At 39.7% G+C, this 18249-nt stretch carries 14 protein-coding genes; 8 read left to right on the forward strand and 6 right to left on the reverse strand.

Going from position 1 to position 18249, the window contains the following annotated elements:
- Window positions 1-372: 372 nt before the first annotated feature.
- The 5 genes from HC179_RS01640 to HC179_RS01660 all read right to left on the reverse strand — a co-directional run bounded on the left by HC179_RS01640 (window position 373) and on the right by HC179_RS01660 (window position 6618).
- Window positions 373-1398 (reverse strand): LacI family DNA-binding transcriptional regulator, encoded by a 1026-nt coding sequence (locus tag HC179_RS01640; protein ID WP_168862751.1) that lies wholly within the window; start codon window positions 1396-1398, stop codon window positions 373-375.
- An 83-nt stretch (window positions 1399-1481) separates the two neighbouring features.
- Window positions 1482-3032, reverse strand: coding sequence for an alpha-amylase family glycosyl hydrolase (locus tag HC179_RS01645; protein ID WP_168862763.1), 1551 nt, complete (start codon window positions 3030-3032; stop codon window positions 1482-1484).
- Between the two features lie 86 nt (window positions 3033-3118).
- Complete coding sequence (locus HC179_RS01650) at window positions 3119-3961, reverse strand: sugar ABC transporter permease (protein ID WP_168862752.1); 843 nt, start codon at window positions 3959-3961, stop codon at window positions 3119-3121.
- On the reverse strand, window positions 3961-5253 hold the full coding sequence (locus HC179_RS01655; RefSeq protein ID WP_205825185.1) for a sugar ABC transporter permease: 1293 nt from the start codon (window positions 5251-5253) through the stop codon (window positions 3961-3963). Before HC179_RS01655 ends, HC179_RS01650 begins: the two co-directional genes overlap by 1 nt.
- 81 nt (window positions 5254-5334) lie before the next feature.
- Window positions 5335-6618, reverse strand: a complete 1284-nt coding sequence (locus HC179_RS01660; RefSeq protein ID WP_168862753.1) for a sugar ABC transporter substrate-binding protein — start codon at window positions 6616-6618, stop codon at window positions 5335-5337.
- 439 nt (window positions 6619-7057) lie between these two features.
- Between HC179_RS01660 and HC179_RS01665 the strand changes: the two genes are divergently transcribed.
- Window positions 7058-8827 carry an alpha-glycosidase gene (locus HC179_RS01665; RefSeq protein ID WP_168862754.1) on the forward strand — a complete coding sequence of 590 codons (1770 nt, stop codon included), beginning with the start codon at window positions 7058-7060 and terminating at the stop codon, window positions 8825-8827.
- A 287-nt stretch (window positions 8828-9114) separates the two neighbouring features.
- Here HC179_RS01665 and HC179_RS01670 read toward each other — a convergent pair whose 3' ends face one another.
- Window positions 9115-9987: an AraC family transcriptional regulator gene (locus tag HC179_RS01670; RefSeq protein WP_168862755.1), complete on the reverse strand. Its 873-nt coding sequence runs from the start codon at window positions 9985-9987 to the stop codon at window positions 9115-9117.
- 119 nt (window positions 9988-10106) lie between these two features.
- On the opposite strand from HC179_RS01670, the gene HC179_RS01675 reads away from it, so the two are divergent.
- From HC179_RS01675 to HC179_RS01705, 7 genes are all read left to right on the forward strand, one after another.
- Window positions 10107-11459 carry an MATE family efflux transporter gene (locus HC179_RS01675; RefSeq protein ID WP_168862756.1) on the forward strand — a complete coding sequence of 451 codons (1353 nt, stop codon included), beginning with the start codon at window positions 10107-10109 and terminating at the stop codon, window positions 11457-11459.
- A gap of 586 nt (window positions 11460-12045) precedes the next feature.
- The gene (locus HC179_RS01680; protein WP_168862757.1) at window positions 12046-12387 is read left to right on the forward strand and encodes a P-II family nitrogen regulator; all 342 of its coding nucleotides are present in this window, start codon (window positions 12046-12048) and stop codon (window positions 12385-12387) included.
- A 25-nt stretch (window positions 12388-12412) separates the two neighbouring features.
- A complete protein-coding gene (locus HC179_RS01685; protein ID WP_168862758.1) occupies window positions 12413-13792 on the forward strand; it encodes an ammonium transporter in 1380 nt (459 codons plus the stop codon).
- A 141-nt stretch (window positions 13793-13933) separates the two neighbouring features.
- Window positions 13934-14725, forward strand: a complete 792-nt coding sequence (locus tag HC179_RS01690) for a carotenoid biosynthesis protein (RefSeq protein WP_168862759.1) — start codon at window positions 13934-13936, stop codon at window positions 14723-14725.
- Window positions 14694-15359: a lysophospholipid acyltransferase family protein gene (locus tag HC179_RS01695; RefSeq protein WP_168862760.1), complete on the forward strand. Its 666-nt coding sequence runs from the start codon at window positions 14694-14696 to the stop codon at window positions 15357-15359. Before HC179_RS01690 ends, HC179_RS01695 begins: the two co-directional genes overlap by 32 nt.
- Before the next feature lie 28 nt (window positions 15360-15387).
- Window positions 15388-16497: a glycosyltransferase family 2 protein gene (locus HC179_RS01700; RefSeq protein ID WP_168862761.1), complete on the forward strand. Its 1110-nt coding sequence runs from the start codon at window positions 15388-15390 to the stop codon at window positions 16495-16497.
- Window positions 16494-17966 carry a phytoene desaturase family protein gene (locus HC179_RS01705; RefSeq protein WP_168862762.1) on the forward strand — a complete coding sequence of 491 codons (1473 nt, stop codon included), beginning with the start codon at window positions 16494-16496 and terminating at the stop codon, window positions 17964-17966. The genes HC179_RS01700 and HC179_RS01705 overlap by 4 nt, the downstream gene beginning before the upstream one ends.
- Window positions 17967-18249 lie beyond the last annotated feature (283 nt).

Raw genomic sequence — 18249 nt, forward strand, 5'->3', positions numbered from 1 at the left:
CCCTAAACTCTGGAGAGTAGCTTTTCTTTTTCGTCATGTTTAACACGTCCTTTTATCTGTTAGTTTTGATTAAAACATGACGCCAATCCCTGTGTCCACTTTTCATACTACCTCCAAAGTTTTTGGATATTTGACCGAACCAAAAAATAGAATGTCCAAACCATATGTAAAAATTGACCGAACCCCTAAAACAATTGTCCGAAGGTACCCATTTATTAGTCTTTAATTGTCCAAACAACTAATATATTTGGCCGAAGCCTTTTTAGCCCCAATAAAATCGCAAGAAATTACCAAAAATCCAGTAAATTTTAATAAAAAAAGCCAACCCCATCATCAGAGGTCGGCTTCGATAAATCATTTCCACCAAAAACTTCACTTCACCAATTCCTTACACGTCTGCCTTTTCACCATCGTATGTGGGATAATAATCCGCTTTGTTGGCTCAGAAGGATCTTTCACTTTTTGAATCAATGTTTTCGCAGCCTGGAATCCCAATTGGAAAATGTTGATATCAACAGAAGTCAATGGCGGCCTTGCCACTTCCGCTAGCAACACATTATTAAAGCTTACTATGGACATCTGATCTGGTACCGTAATTCCCATGTCATGCAAGGTATTAAGTATACCTAAGGACATCAGATCATCAGAGACAACTAGCGCTGTAGGTGGCTCATCAAGAGAGAGCAGCTCGGAAATTGCTTCTTGTCCACCTTCTTTAAGAAACTCTTCATGAATGATGTATTCGTCCTTGTATGGAATTTCTGCGTCCCTTATTGCTTTTTCATATCCTAATAAGCGGTCAATGGTTACCACGAGTTGAATACTTCCGCCAACGAATGCTACTCTTTCATGTCCGAGACTAATAAGGTGCTGTGTAGCTTCTTTGGCGGCACGGTAATTGTCATTATCCACATGGGTGATTTCCTCTACCTGTTCAAATGGTTTACCGATAACGACAAATGGGAAACACTCTTTCTGCAGATACTTGATGATTTTATCTTCTACTGCCGAATATAGAAGGATGATCCCATCTACACGACGTCCTTGAACCATCTGCATGACACCTTCTAAGATCTCGTTGCCTGTTACACCTGTTGACATATGCAGGGCATATTGCTTTTCATGTGCGGCAGTGCTAATTCCCCTTAGCACCTCCGGGAAAAATGGGTTTTGAAACGTTTTATCTGCCGATGCAGGCATCACAAGTCCGATTACTTGTGTGGACTGATTGGCCAGGCTTCTGGCGATAAAATTTGGATGGTATCCAAGCTCTTCCATTGCTTCTCTCACGCGTTTTTTTGTTTTTTCACTTATGCGTGGATTGTTCGCGATAACGCGAGAAACTGTGGAAGGTGCCACATTGGCAATTTTTGCGACATCTTTTATGGTAACTGCCATGCACCTATCCCTCCCCCTTGATTAATTGGAAACGCATACAATACTAACAGTACCTTCCCCCTTAATGGAGGAGATAGGCACATTTATTTACTATTCTTTTTCTTTCTTCTCAATACGGCAGCTGCAATAAAAGCAATAAAACCACCGTAAATCAATGCCATCGCACTGACAAACCCAATATTAATTCCAGTATCTTCTGTAACTGTATAGATTTCTGCGGTTTCTCTATCTAGTCCGATCGTGTATTTTCCGTCAGATTTACGAACCAATTCGTCTCCCAATGTACCACGTAGTTCAAGGTCTTCACCTACAAATTCTGCATCGATTGGAGCTACTTGCGTCTCACTGGAATTATTGATTGCAATAAAGGTGGTTTCCCCTTCGTACTCGCGTTTAATTACAGCCATTGCATCATCGTCATATACCATTTCATACGTACCGTGTGTTAGGCTTGGCATGGTTTTTCGCAATTCTGCAAGCTTTGTAATATAATTTATAAGTTCCTCGTCTACTCTAAAGTTCATATCTCTGCGGTTATCTGGGTCTTCTCCACCATCAAGCGCTATTTCTGTCCCATAATACATAATCGGTATACCTGGTGTCGTGTACATATAAGCCAATGCCAGCTTCAACCGTGTTGGGGGATGTTGTTTCTTTTTGATAGCAGCTCTTGTAAAGCGTTCTACATCATGATTGTCCAAAAAGGTTCCAAGGACATAAGGGTTATCGTATAGATTTTGCTTGCTTTTGAACAGTGAATCCAAACGAGTCAACGATTCATCAGGCCCAGAAAATACACGGGTAAGTTCATTGTAGGTTGGAAAATCCACAAACGAATCTATCCCTGTTTCTTGATAGCCTGCAACATAGTTCGGGTCATCATGCCATACTTCCCCGATTAGGAAAAAGTCTTCTTTCACCGATTTTACTTCCTCAGTAAACTCTTTCCAGAAGTCTTTCGGGACATGTTTGACAGTATCTAATCTGTAGCCGTCAATGTCTGTCTCTTCAATCCACCATTTGGCCATATCAATCAGGTACTCTCTGGTTTCGGGATTTTCTTGATTTAAATCTGGAAGACCGTATATCCAACCATTTTCCACTTGTTCTTGGTCATCCCAGTTTCGGATAGGTTCGTTTGGGTGAAACCAATCCTTCTTGTCTTCTTCGCTTAGCCATGCATGCTGATAACCAGTGTGGTTGACGACGAGGTCCACAATGATTTTCATGTCTCTTTTATGAGCTTCGTTCACTAATTCCTTAAATTCTTCAATGGTACCGAAATGTTCTTCTGTATTATAGAAGTCTTCCGTCCAATAGCCGTGGTACCCTTTTTCTTCATTCTGGACGATCGGAGTCAGCCAAAGCGCGGTGAATCCCATATCCTTTAAGTAATCTAGCTTTTCTGTGATACCATGGAAATCTCCACCATGATAAGCTTTTGGATCATCACGGTTTACCTCAAAGTCATTAGAAGTATCACCATTATTAAAGCGGTCGATCATAATAAAATAAATAATCTCATCTTGCCATGCGTGTTCTTCTTTTTCAGCGTTTACAGGTTGAACGGATGGAACGAACCATGCAGAAAAAAGAAGAAACGGAACGAGAATGAGCCCCATCACTCTTTTCATCAATTCCGCTTCCCTCCCTTAAATCGTTTTAGTATTGTAGTACCGGTCATAAACCCTTACTTTCCATAAACGATTATATACTATTCTTATCCTTTAGTTCCACCTGCAGTTAATCCTGCGATTAAATAGCGTTGTAGGAACAAGAATAACAATGCTATTGGAATGGCAATTAAAATAGAACCTGCCGCAAAACGGGTAAAGTTGTTAGCAAATTGATCATTGATAAAGTTAAATAATCCTAGTGCTAACGTAAAGTTTTCAGGACTTCTTAATACTATTCGTGGCAAAATAAAGTCTGTAAATGGTGCCATGAAGTTGAATAGCGCTACTACAGCTAAGATCGGCTTGGCAAGTGGCAACATAATCTTGAAGAAAACTCCAAAATGTCCTGCTCCGTCCATTCTAGCTGCTTCATCCAATTCTTTGGGAATCGTGTCAAAATACCCTTTTACAAGCCATGCATTAAATGGAATTTGTCCACCTATATAGACGATCGTCAAACCTACAAGTGTATCCAACATACCAACCATATTCAATAAAATATAGATGGCTACCATCGCCATTAGCGCCGGGAACATTTGCAATAGTAAGAAAGCGTATAATCCATACGTTCTTCCTCTAAAGCGGTACCTAGAAAAGGCATAAGCTACAAACGCAGTTACTAATACAGAGAAAAATGAATTGGCTACTGCAACAAGAATACTATTTTTATACCAGATCAAGTAGTCACTCTGAGAATCTGTAAATAACCAAACATAGTGCTCAAGGGACCAGTTTTCCGGAATCATGGAAGCGGAATAAAGACTTGTTCCAGGATTTAAGGATAGTCCGATAGTCCATAAAAGCGGGTAGGCAATAATGATGAACATGAAGCCTAGGAATAAGTAGATCAATGATACTTCGATCTTGGATTTGGTTTTTAGGTTCATTAAATATTACCCTCCTCTTTAAACGAACGAGTACGACGGAATTGGAAGAAGGCAAAACCGGCTACAATCAGTCCAAGTATAATCGATATTGCTGCTGCCATGTTGTAGTTACTCGTATCGAATGTCAGTTTATATACCCATGAAATCAAGATATCCGAACCTCCGGCATTTTGACCACGCACAGCAGGACCACCCTGATTAAACAGATAGATAATGTTAAAGTTATTGAAGTTTCCTGCATATTGCATAATTAAAAGTGGTGCAGTTGCGAATAAAAGATGTGGCATGGTAATGAAACGGAATTTCTGGAATCGTGTTCCGCCATCAACATCTGCCGCTTCGTACCAGTCTTTAGATATACTTTGAAGTACACCAGTGAACAATGCGAATACGAATGGGAATCCTAACCAAGTTTGAATCATGATGATTGCAATTTTTGTATAGAACGGATCGGTCAACCACGGAAGCGCTACACCAATTGTACTTAGGATGTCACGGTTAATGGCTCCAAAACGGTCGTTAAACATTGCAGCAAAAATTAGAATAGTAACAAATGCAGGTACTGCCCAAGGTAAAATCAAGATTGTACGGATAAAGCGTTTATATTTAATACGGGGGTCATTTACTAGCAATGCTAAAAATAGTCCTAATGCAATCTGGCCGGTTGTTGCACAAACTGTCCAAACAATCGTCCAGGCAAATACACTTACAAATGTGGATTTCCAAAGTGGAATCGATACCAGACTTGTAAAGTTCTCAAAGCCTACCCAACTCAATAAAGCTCTTGGGGGCGTATTATATAGGTTGTAATCTGTGAATGCCAACGAAACCATGAACATTAAAGGAAGAACAACGATGAATAAAAGCAGGATTAATCCTGGAATGACCATAAAATAAGGAAATCCATTGTCATAGAAGCTCTTAAGTGCTTCTTTTACAGTTGGCTTTTCTTTTCCCAACTTTAAGTCGATTGCATTATTTCTCGCATCCACTACATTCAGGTAGTATAAGGCCACTGCAAACACAGTGATAATAACAGAAATTAGTCCTTGTATTAATAAAAAGATGGAGTGGTCTACTCGAGGAATTTCTCCAAGTGTGAATAGTCCCCAATAACCAATGTTAAGAAACTCGAAAAACGTAATCAAAAATGCAGCTTCAATGATGATGAATGTAATCCCTTTCGCATATCTGCGGTTATAAAGTTGACCTAACCCTGCAAAAATAATGGAAAGGACCATCGCTAAGGTTGGATTGTGTGAGCGCATTTTTTCAGTTGCTGTGCCGGACATAGCAGATCCTCCTCTTAAAGAAATATAGTGGGTAGACTAGCGTTGCAATTTAGTCTACCCACCAGGTTTAATCGTTAGTAATTATTCAGCTCCACTAGCTGCAATATTATCTTCGATTGTTTGAACTGCTTCTTCTAATACTTCACCAACATCGTCGCCGTTAGCGATGAATTGAAGAGCGCTACCCATTGGCTCCCAAACTTGTTGCATTTGTGGAATGTTTGGCATTGGTTCACCATATTGAGTTTGCTCAGCGAATGCACCGATGATTTCATCGTTTGCAATTTCTTCGCTATCTAATGCTTCTTGTAGTGCAGGCATTTCACCAGCAGCTTGATAGTATTTCATTGCATTGTCATAGTTAGTGATGAACTTCATTAAGTCAATTGCCCACTCTTGATTCTCAGAGTAAGAACTTAACATCCAAGCTTTTACACCAACGAAAGATTTTGGAACGTCACCATTTTCAAGTTTTGGAAGTGTAGCTGTACCTAATTTGTCACCTAAAGCATCTTTATAAGTAGCGATATTCCAAGGACCTGTTAGAACAGTTGCAACTTTACCTTCTGTGAAAAGACCACTCATAATGTCGCCATTGATTTCTTTAGGAATGTATCCGTTGTCGAACCAAGATTGAACAAGTTCTCCACCTTCTACAGCGCCTTCGTTAGCAAGACCGATATCTTTAGCATCGAAACCAGATCCATCGTTATTGAAAACATAACCGCCGTTACCAGCAAAGAAAGGATAGATGAAATAGAAGTTAGTTGCTTCCATTAAGAATCCGTATTTATCTTGACCAGCGTCAGTTTGCTCTTCAGCAACCTTCATTAGTCCTTCCATTGTTGCGATTTCTTCTGCAGAAACAAGATCTTTATTGTAGAACATACCGTAAGTTTCTAGAACTTGAGGAACTCCATAAACTTCACCCTCAACTGTAACTGCATTTATCGCAGTTTCACTGTAAAGAGAAGCATCTTCTCCTAAGTCGATTGGGTCTGCTAAACCACGAAGAACGATGTCACCAAGACGATCATGTGGACCAAAGAAAACGTCTGGACCGTTACCAGCTGGACCGTCAAGAGCAAGTGCTTCTACTTGATCCAACATAGAGATACCAGTAGCTTCTACTTCAATACCAGTTTCTTCTGTGTAAGCTGCAAAAATTTCATCTAATGCCGCTCTTTGTTTCTCATCATCGTTAACCCATACTGTTAACTTTTCAGGCTTGTCTGTACCCTCTGTTGTAGTACCTTCTCCTTCTGCTGAACCACCGTTGTTACCTGATTCACGTTGTGGACCACAAGCTGCAAGTACGCCTAGTGTTAGGACAGCAACCATAAGCATTGCAAAAAACTTTTTCATTTTGACCCCTCCGTCATTTGAATAATCTTTCTACTAAGTTGCACAAACGATTGCATAAAATGTAAACGGAAACATATAACGCTTACATTTTTCATGAAAACGATTGCACAACTTTCACTTTTTATTATACATGTATTAGCCCAATTGACAACCTGTTTTTTTAAAAAAACTTTAATATGTTGGTAGATTAGAAAACTACTTAAATAAATTATTACTCTTAAACCCTTGATATATATGAATTTATGGGATTGATTTCAGGACTTTTGCATTACGAGTTTTTTATCGTTACCTTCAAGACTCCATCTAGCTCTCTCTTTTCATTGACATTGATTCATTTTTGACATACCCTTATGTTGAATAAAATGGCAATGAAACCATTTCAACCATTTTTTTTCGCAAAAAATGCAAGCGATTGCATGAAGGAGAGGTTGAATGCTATATGCTAAAGGAAGCAATATTCCATCGTCCAAAGAACAATTTTGCATACGCCTATAATGAAACAACTTTACACATCCGTCTGCAAACAAAGAAAGATGATGTGGAATCGGTTGAATTGATTCATGGTGACCCATATATATGGGAAGACGGCGAATGGATATCTGTTAAGGAACCAATGAAAAAAACGGGATCAGATGAGCTTTATGATTATTGGCTCGCAGAAGTTGCTCCGGAATATAGAAGGCTTCGTTATGGCTTTGCGCTTAAATCAGGTGAAGAGTGCCTTGTTTATAATGAAAAAGGTTTTTATAAAGAAGAACCTAAAGACTGCGGACTTTACTTCTGTTTTCCTTTTGTAAACAAAATTGATGTCTTTCAAACTCCTAATTGGGTAAAGGACACAGTTTGGTATCAAATATTCCCTGAACGTTTTGGAAACGGCAATAAAGAAAACGATCCAAAAGGCGCTCTTCCCTGGGGAAGTACAGAGCCTTCCACTTCCAACTTTTTCGGCGGTGACTTCGAGGGGGTTATAGAACATATCGACCATCTAGTCGAGTTAGGCATCACAGGCATTTACTTCACTCCGATATTTAAAGCAAAATCCAACCATAAATATGACACAATTGATTATATGGAAATTGATCCGCAGTTTGGGACAAAAGAAACGTTCAAGAAACTTGTGCAAGTTTGTCATGAAAACGGTATCAAAGTAATGCTTGACGCTGTGTTCAACCATAGCGGTTATTATTGGGAACCATTTCAAGATGTTTTGAAAAATGGAGAAAAATCGAAGTATAAGGATTGGTTCCATATTTGGAACTTCCCTGTAGTAACAAAGCCTAAACCTAATTACGATGCATTTGCTTTTGTATCGGATATGCCTAAACTTAATACGGAACATCCAGAAGTAAAGGAATACTTATTAGAAGTGGGCCGCTATTGGGTTAGAGAGTTTGACATCGACGGTTGGAGATTGGACGTTGCCAACGAAGTGGATCATCAGTTCTGGAGAGACTTTCGTAAAGCTGTGAAAGCTGAGAAAGAAGATGTCTATATTCTCGGTGAGATTTGGCATGACTCTATGCCGTGGTTACAGGGTGACCAGTTTGATGCTGTCATGAACTATCCATTCACCACCGCTACCCTTGATTATCTCGCTAAAAACAAAACCAAGGCAGATGAGTTTGCAAATTCCATATCTAAAGTAATGCACTCCTATCCTATTAATGTAAATGAAGTTGCATTTAACTTATTAGGCAGTCATGACACTCCTCGTATTTTAACAATATGTGAGGAAAATAAAGATAAATTGAAGCTATTATTCTTGTTCCAATTATCCTTTATCGGCGCTCCATGCATCTATTATGGAGATGAATTCAGCATGACAGGCGAGCAAGACCCAGGTTGCCGTAAGTGCATGGTGTGGGAAGATGAGAAACAGGACCGTGATATGTTTGAATTTGTGAAAAAATTAATTGCGCTTCGCAAAGAATTACCTGTATTCGGAAACCATGGGGACATCCGATTTATTGAAGCAAATAATGAGACCAATCACGTCATTTATGAGAAGGTTTCTGAATCCTCTGGGGAAAGAATACTATTTGTGATCAATAATAGCGAAAAAGATTTAATTGTCACATTACCAGATGGTGTGGAAGGAAAAGTATTACGAGACCTTTGGAATGGAGAAGAGTTTGCATTTGCCGCTGACGCCAATGCGCTGCAAGTGAAACTTCCGGCTTATGGGTTTCAGATTTTGGCTTATTGATTTAACAGAGTAAAAGTGGAGATGCCAGCTAAGGAAATTAGCGGGCATCTTTTTCTATATTTGTGGCATTACTGGTTTAGTAAATTCTATTAGACATTTTGTATTGTTTTTTAGACCTTTTGGGATTATAGAACGCTTTTATCGGATATTTTGCAGGTATCCTTCGGGCGTTCGGGCTTATAGAACGCTTCTATTAGACATTTGACGGTGTTTCTTCCTGCGTTCCGGCTTATAGCTCGTTTCTTTTCCAAAAATTGATATGACAATAATTCATTCCCTTTCAAATTTCACTTCCGATGCACCAATCTCCGGTATTCCATCGGGGTTGTTCCCTCCACCTTCTTAAACAACTTAGAAAAATACGTGACATCGTCAATTCCCACATCACGAGAAATGGCAGATACCTTATATTCCGTTTCCGCCAAAAGCTTTTTGGCATGATGCATCCGGTAATGCGTTAAATACTGCATAGGACTAATTCCGATCGTTTTTTGCATGCAACGAGTCAAATAATCTGGATGAAAATTCAACTCTTCTTTTAAAACACTCATATTAACAGTATTTTTATAGTTTTCCTGAATGTATTTCATAGCACTCTCACACACCTTTTCGGTCGCACTCGGAATAGAGAATGCCTCCTTTTGCAGCTGAACGATGAACTCAGAAAATTGAATTTGCTGCTTTAAGTAATCATCTGGAACATGTGCATCCCCGTCCCTTGCAGTCAATAGCGTTTCCAACTGCTGTTCGACGATCTCCCTTCTTTTCACTTCACCCCACTGCGGAATATGAAACTGATAGTAACCTACTTCTGTAAAAGTCGGTTCCTTCTTATACACAAAGGACCAATCAAGATCCTTATCCTCCACCATCTGATAATCATTTCCAGGGATAACGAAGTGCAACCAGAAATAGTCTGTTTGTTCTGTGCAATCCGCATATCCTTCATGTTTTTCTCCTGGAACCAAAATGACATATTGTCCTTCTTTAACAACAAACCTATTCTCAGCTTCTTGCATAAACAAGGTACCTTTTTTTACATACAAAAGATCGAAAACGGTAAACACTCTGGAGAAATGTCGTTCCCCTTTATAAAACGTATATTCTCCGCCCCTAATGAAAGTCGGAAATGGTGGGATGGACATAGCGATCATTGACATTCCTTACACCTCAAGTCGTAAAAATCCAATAAGTATCGAAATCATCTCTTTCTATTATAATGAAATCCGTTTAAACTAGGAATGGTTTTATGTCGGAATCATCAAAAGGAGTAACCAATATGAAAGAAACAAATACAAAGAAACTCACCCTTTTTGCTTTAACATGGCCTATTTTTATTGAAGTTCTTCTGCACATGTTAATGGGGAATGCAGATATTTTAATGTTAAGTCAGTATTCAGATGACTCCGTGGCAGCTGTTGGTGTTGCCAATCAAATCTTGTTTATGTTGATTGTCATGTTTGGCTTCATCGCAACAGGTACCACAATCCTGGTCGCACAGTATCTAGGATCAAAAAACAGAGAACTCGCAGCAGAAGTTACGGTTGTCTCTATCGGGGCCAATCTAATTTTCAGTGTAGCTATCAGTATTTTAGTATTCCTTTTCAGTTCCAAGCTTTTGTTATTGATGGACCTTCCTCCTGAACTTTTATCAGAAGCCGATTCTTATTTGAAAATGGTAGGTATCTTCTCATTTGTTCAGGCACTTGTCATCACAATGGGAGCTACGATTAGAAGCTACGGGTTTACTAGAGATGCCATGTATGTGACCATCGGGATGAATATTATAAATGTTATCGGAAACTATTTATTTATTTTCGGGCCGTTTGGCATCCCTGCCTTAGGTGTAGACGGAGTAGCATTATCTACTGTAACAAGCCGCGCATTAGGGTTGATTGTCATTACTGTTCTGCTTTTCAAAAGAATAGAAGAACCACTGCCATTTAAGAAAATGTTCCGCCTTCCTGTAAGTCATTTGAAGAATTTATTAAAAATTGGTATCCCATCAGCAGGAGAACATCTTTCCTATAATACTTCTCAAATTGTCATCACCTATTTCATTGTCATGATAGGTACAGAAGCATTAACAACTAAAGTGTACGCACAAAGTTTAATGATGTTTATATTCTTATTCAGTGTTGCTATTAGTCAAGGTACACAAATAATGATTGGTCATCAGATTGGGGCGGGAAAAGTGGAAGAGGCATATAAGCGCTGTTTAAAAAGCTTAAGACTTGCCATTTTAATTTCCATATTGACTGCTATTCCCATTGCATTTTTCTCTGATACACTTTTAGGGTTCTTTACAGATAACCCGGATATTATAGCACTTGGTGGTACGTTGATTTTATTTACCGTGATCTTGGAGCCCGGGCGTTCATTTAATCTGGTTGTTATAAATGCTTTGCGTGCAGCAGGTGATGTCAGGTTCCCTGTTTATATTGGTATTTTGTCGATGTGGGGTGTTAGTGTTACTGTTTCCTATTTGTTAGGAATTCATTTTGGTCTTGGTTTAGTCGGTGTGTGGATTGCGATGATTTTAGATGAGTGGTTGCGCGGCATTAGTATGCTGTACCGCTGGCGCTCCCGCATTTGGGTAAACAAATCATTTGTACATGAAAAAGCATCATAGAGTTTTCTTGATTAGAATTATAGGTAATTGGTTAACACCGCTGTTCCTTTCCGCAAATGGCTTCGCTTTCCTAGGGGCGCTGCTGGAGCCTCCTCGGCTTCGCCTGTGGGGTCTCCACCTAGCGCTAGCTCCCTCAGGAGTCTCCGCCATTTGCTCCAATCCACAGCTATAAATAACGTTAAAGAAACTATAATCGTTTTTAAGGTAACTCATTTTGTTTCTTCTTCATTGACCTTAATTAAATGAAATAACCTTGTTGATTGAAGTGGAAGGCGCGTAGACGCCCGCGGGAGGAAGGGACAGGTGAGACCCCGCAGGCGTACGCCGAGGAGGCTCACGGACCGCCCGCAGGCAAGCGAAGCGCATGGAACGGAAATCAACAGAGTTAATAGGCTATTTTACCTCAATAAAAGCCCTCCACACGGAAGGGCTTTTGTGTTTATGTCAGATTTCCTTACAAACTAGTAAGCGCTTTCGACTGAATTTTTTGATAATTACTATTGCACACTGCATAATTATAGAATATGATATAAAACATAACTACTGATGTTAGGAAATATAACATTAACTTAAAGGAGCGATAACAATGAAAAAAGTGGAAGCCATCGTTAGACCGGAAACATTTCGTGCTCTTCGAGAAAAGCTGGAAGAAGTCGGAATCAATGGCTTAACCGTCTCTGAAGTAGCAGGTTGTGGCCAGCAAAAAGGACAACAAGGTCTTTTTAGAGGAAATACTTTCGAGATCAAACTACTGCCAAAGGTAAAGGTGGAAATGGTGGTGGAATCAGAATACGTAGATGAAATTGTCCAAATCATTCAGGAAGTTTGCTCTACCAACACAGTCGGTGACGGAAAGATTTTCATCTATCCAGTGGAAGATGCCATCCGTATACGTACAGGAGAAAGCGGAAAGCTTGCCATCATTTAATTCTAATTAAGAAAGGATGAAAAATATGAAGAAAAAAATTGGATTACTAGTAACAGGCGGATTATTGTTCGGTTCCACAGCTCATGCTCAAGCACCTACGGTTGAAGGGTTGAGCGTATCTCTTGATATGGTTTGGATTATGGTTGCAGCTCTATTAGTATTTTTTATGCACGCTGGATTTGCGATGGTCGAGTCGGGCTTTACCCGTTCTAAAAATGCTTTGAATATCTTAATGAAGAACTTCCTCACTATCTCCATTGCATCTATACTCTATCTCGCAATAGGTTATGCTCTTATGTTCGGTAGTTCCATTGGTGGATTCACCGGACTCGACGGGTTTTTCCTTACAGGCCATGAGGATCAAATTGGATTCTTCGTTTTCCAGGCAATGTTTGCAGCAACATGTGCCACTATTATTTCTGGTGCGGTTGCAGAACGAATGAAGCTTTCAAGCTATATTTTATTGACAGTTGCTATGACAGCTATCATCTATCCAATTGTTGGTCATTGGGTATGGGGTGGCGGATGGTTGTCCGAACTAGGTTTTACTGATTTTGCAGGCTCTACTGTTGTCCACCTCACTGGTGCTCTTGGGTCTATTGTTGCAGTGAAATTCTTAGGAGCACGTCTTGGAAAATATGCTAATGGCAAAGTAAATGTCATCTCCGGGCACAACATTCCACTTGGGGCACTCGGTGTTTTCATTCTATGGTTTGGTTGGTTTGGATTTAACGGAGGCAGCACCTTAGCTGCAGATCCGTCCCTTATTCCACATGTCATTACAACCACTTTATTATCAGCATCTGCAGGTGTATTGGCATCTGCATTCTACACGCAATTCCGATATCAGCGCATTGATGCTTCCTTAACATTAAATGGCGCTTTAGCTGGATTAGTTGGAATTACAGCAGGAACGGGAGATGTATCTCCTATTGGAGCAATTATCATTGGATTGGTTGCAGGGGTCCTTTTAGTTGAATCAGTTACCTTCATTGATCGTAAGGCAAAGATTGATGATCCGGTTGGAGCCATTGCCGTTCATGGGGTTTGCGGGATTTGGGGTACACTTGCTGTCGGCTTATTCTCTACTTCAACGGGATTATTTTATGGCGGTGGAATTTCACAATTGGGTATACAAGCGATTGGCGTACTGGCTGTTACGGCATGGACAATCGGTTCAGTTGGATTATTCTTGTTTATCGTTACCCGCTTTTCGAGCATTCGTGTTACTAAGGAAGAAGAGATCTCCGGACTTGATTTTGCAGAGCATGGTTCTTCTGCTTATGAACTTAGAGAGTCGGTCTTTTCTGATAATAGTTCCGCACCGGAATTTGGCACAGGTTTAGTTCATCGCCTGAACAACTTAGGCGGGACAACGCAAAAACCTAAAGCTAAGGGAGTTTAAACTGATTCCCCTTCGTCTAAAATGATAAATAATAAGAATAAAGCGATTCGTGGCTGAGCCCATTGAATCGCTTTTTACTGTATACAAAACATATACAATCATTAAACTATAATGATATAATTCCTCCTAGAGGTGATATTGTTGAAGATTAACATGTGGGAGAAGCTGATTGTACGTTTTTTTATCGTTTGGTACATATGTGGGGTCGTGTTATTGACTTTTGACCTCTTGCCACCTTGGTTGGAATGGGCGAATGTGGTATTTCTAGTAACTGCCGGAACCCTCGGCGCCACATATTTTATAAAAAATTACCGTTCCATTGGGGTTTTCTTTACATTACTCGTCTTTTTTGTAGCTATGGCTGCTGAGCATTTTGGAGTAAAATATGGTTTTTTATTTGGCGATTATTATTATAATTCCTATTTCGGGCCAAAGTTATTTGATGTCCCCATTACCATTGGATTTGCTTGGGTTTTGGTCATTTCGACCTCACATGTAATCGCAAATAGGGTACTTCCAACTGCATCCATCATCATAAGAGCAATCCTTGCTTCTTTTGCAACTTTGGTATTGGATTTAATTATCGATCCTGTCGCCTATATCGCAAAGGAATATTGGATTTGGGAAGAAACAAGCTTTTATTACAACATTCCTATGTTTAACTTTTACAGCTGGTTCGGACTTTCCTTTCTATTTCATCTGGTCATTTTATTACTTTCAAAAAATATTTCTCCACAGGAAAATCGTTACTGGGAGAAGAATATGTATGTATTGTACGGTTTGATGATTGGGATGTTCTGTATGATCGCCATAACTGCAGAGCTTTATTTGGCTTTGACTGTAACAATAATCCCAACTCTATTATTATATTTAGCTACCCTGAAATCAAAGGAGCTCTTGCATGATTCCAGCAAAAAAAAGCAAAGTATTTGATTATTTTTTTCATCAATTCAATAAGCGCTTCCTCCGTTTTCATTTTAAGGAAGTTTATTATGCTAGAGAGGAACAAGTAAACCTCCCCCACTCCCCTGCCTTGTTCATTGTCAATCATAGTACATGGTGGGATGCGTTGGTAGTTTTTCATTTGAATCAAATTATCATTAAGCAGGAGAGTTATGTGATGATGCACGAGAAAGGAATTAGAGAGTTCCCCTTCTTCCGTAAGATCGGTGCATTTTCGGTCAACAGAGACAATCCTAAGGACATTGTCCGCTCAATGAAGTATGCAAAAGAAAGATTAAATGACGGAAAAACATTGTGGCTGTTTCCACAAGGAGATGAGCGTCACCTTGAGATCCGTCCGCTCGGTTTCCTACCAGGAGCGATGCACATCACAAAGAATACAGACATTCCCATTGTTCCTGTATCCCTCTACTATACGTTCACCGGGGAACGTAAACCTGAGGTGTATATTAAACTAGATGAACCGGTCTATTATTCTCAACTGCATGGTGATTCTTCAAAAGAGAAAAACAGTTCATTAGAGAAGCACTATACCCTTCTGCTGGATAAAGTCAAACAGGATGTCATACAACAAAAAACAAGCCACTATCAACCTTTACTATAATGATGGAATTTGAAGGAGGAAAACAGTTTTGGAATTATTCACTATCTTGCTATCTGGCGGGTTAATATTGTCTTTCCTCTGGATTATCATTAATGGATTGTTTTATCCTTCCTATTCAAAACCATTGAAATCTGCAATCCCACCGCTTGTATCCATTTTAGTTCCCATGCGAGATGAGGAGCGGAACGTCCTCCATTTAATAGAAAATCTAAAACAGTTAACCTATTCTAATTTGGAATTTATCTTGTTGGATGATCATTCTTCCGACACCACCTATTCCTTGGCCTTGAACTCCACTAAAAAAGATAGCCGTTTTACTATTCTTCAAGGTGCTCCCCTTAAAAAGGGCTGGGCAGGAAAAGTGCATGCTTGCTATCAACTTTCTCATGAGGCTAATGGTGATTATCTGTTATTTTTGGATGCAGATGCTCGGCTGAAAAAGAATACCATAGAAAGCATGCTTCCATTTTTCCAGAATGAGAAAGTCGGCTTGGTAACAGGTTTTCCGCGGTTTCCGGTCACAAGCTGGTTAAGTAAACTCGTGGTACCAATGCAACATTTCGTCATCTGGCTTCACCTTCCCCTTGGGTTGGCAAATTACAGTTCCTTTAAGCCAGCAAGTGCCGCTCACGGAGCGTTCATGTTATTTGAGAGAAGCGCCTATGACTTTGTGGAAGGACATTTCTCTGTTAAATCTAGTATTGTTGAAGATGTGCATCTCGCCAGGGTGATGAAAGAACACGGGTTCCAAGTAAAACTAATAAATGCCACTCCATACGTTACCTGTCATATGTATGAAACCAATCAAGAAGTCTGGAATGGTTTTTTAAAAAATATTTATATTGGCATTGGAAAATCACCACTAATGGCAATGGGTTTAACATTGTTTTATAGCTTGTTTTATATTTCACCTCTTTTCTTAGCATTTTTATCACCCCTATATGGAGTTTTGTTTTTGGTGCCCCTGCTACTCGTATGGATGCAAAAGCTATATATTGATCTTAGAACTGGCCAGCTAGCATATTTGTTTCTTTTCATGCCTTTAAGCGCTATGGCATTCTTAGTAATTCTGCACGCTTCCATGTGGAAATCTTGGAGAAAACAACATTATATATGGAAGGGGCGTGCCTATAAATGAAAAATATCGTTGTTATTGGCGGAGGGCTTGGTGGTTTATCTGCTGCAATCAGTCTTGCTACCAAGGGATTTCATGTAACATTATTGGAAAAGAATATCCACTTAGGTGGAAAACTGATGCCTGTTCGGTTGGGAGAGGCATCTTTTGATTTTGGACCAAACACGATTACGATGCCAGATGTATTCCAGGAAGTCATTTCTCAAACAGGAGAAAATCCTGATTCATACTTTGAATTTATCAAACTTCCAGCACACACTCGTAATCTTTCTCCAGATGGGGATGTTTTTGACTTCAGTTCTGATTCAGAGTACATGAGTGACCAACTTGCAACGCTTGATCCTGTTGGTGCCAAGAATTATTCAGCTTTTTTAGAGGAAGTCACACGTTTGTATAAGATGGGAGAAAGCCAGTTTTTCAGAAGGACATTTACTTCAACTGCGGATTACCTCTCTCCAAGCTTAGGATATTCCTTTAGCAAGGTTCGACCGTTTCAGTCCTTGCATCGTTTTCACCGAAATTATTTCACGAATCCTTTCGTTATCCAAGCACTTGATCGATATGCCACCTATATCGGTTCCTCTCCTTATGTATCCCCTGCTACGTTTGGCCTTATCGCTTATTTGGAGTTAGTAGATGGGGTGTATTACACAAAAGGAGGTAACACAAAAATTGCTGAAGGATTTGAGAAACTGGCAAGAAAACTTGGAGTTCTAATTAGGACTGATTGCAAGGTAACCGCTATTGAAGTGAAAAACAAACAGGCTGTGTCTGTTTCAACAGAAGACGGAGAAAAGTATCCGGCCGATACGGTTGTGATGAATGCAGACCTTCTTCACGCATACCCTGAACTTGTTCAAGAAGTGGACAGGCCACATTTTACAAATAAAAAGGCAGCCAAATATGAACCTTCCATCTCTGCTTATGTAGTCCTTGCCGAAATGAATAAGAGGCATTCTGAACTATTACATCATACTGTTTATTTTTCAAAAGAGTACAAACAGGAGTTTAACCATTTATTTAAAGATAAAGCGTATGCAACTGATCCTACCATCTACTTGAGTAATTCTTCTTTTACAGAAAAGGAAAGAAGTCCGAATGGGGATAATCTGTTCATTCTGGTCAATGCACCGGCAACAACTCTTCAAAACGAAAATGCTCAAGGTTACAAAGACGTCATATATGATACTTTAGCTAAACGAGGACTATCATTGAAAGATAATGTGCTTGCTGAAAGGGTAATAACTCCAAAGGATATCCAAACTACATTTGGTGCCTTCAGAGGGGCTTTATATGGAATGGCATCGAATCGTAAAACAGATGCGTTCTTCCGTCCAAGGAACAAATCAACCGACATTAGCAACCTATATTTTGTCGGCGGCTCCACTCATCCCGGTGGAGGCTCGCCCATGGTTACACTATCTGGTTTAAACGTTGCAAATGCTATAAGTAAAGCAAACAAAATGAAATAATAACCTACCATGAGCATTCTTGTCTCTTCTAAAATATAGGTTCTGTAATAGGTCTTTTTCAGTGGCTTCGCGCAAGCCAAGGAGGCTCACGTACCGCCCGCAGGCAAGCGAAGCGCCTGGAACGGAAATCAATAGAGTTTTTTACTTTTTACAAATAAAGAGGCTGGGACAAAACTAAAAAACCTTAATAAAAGACGAACAATATAGTTATCATAGGTATCGACTCTAAATAACGCTGTTGATTTCCACAAATGGCTTCGCTTTCCTAGGGGCGGTGCTTGAG

The sequence above is a fragment of the Bacillus sp. RO1 genome (assembly GCF_012524115.1).
Classification (GTDB): Bacteria; Bacillota; Bacilli; order Bacillales; family Bacillaceae_I; genus Sutcliffiella_A.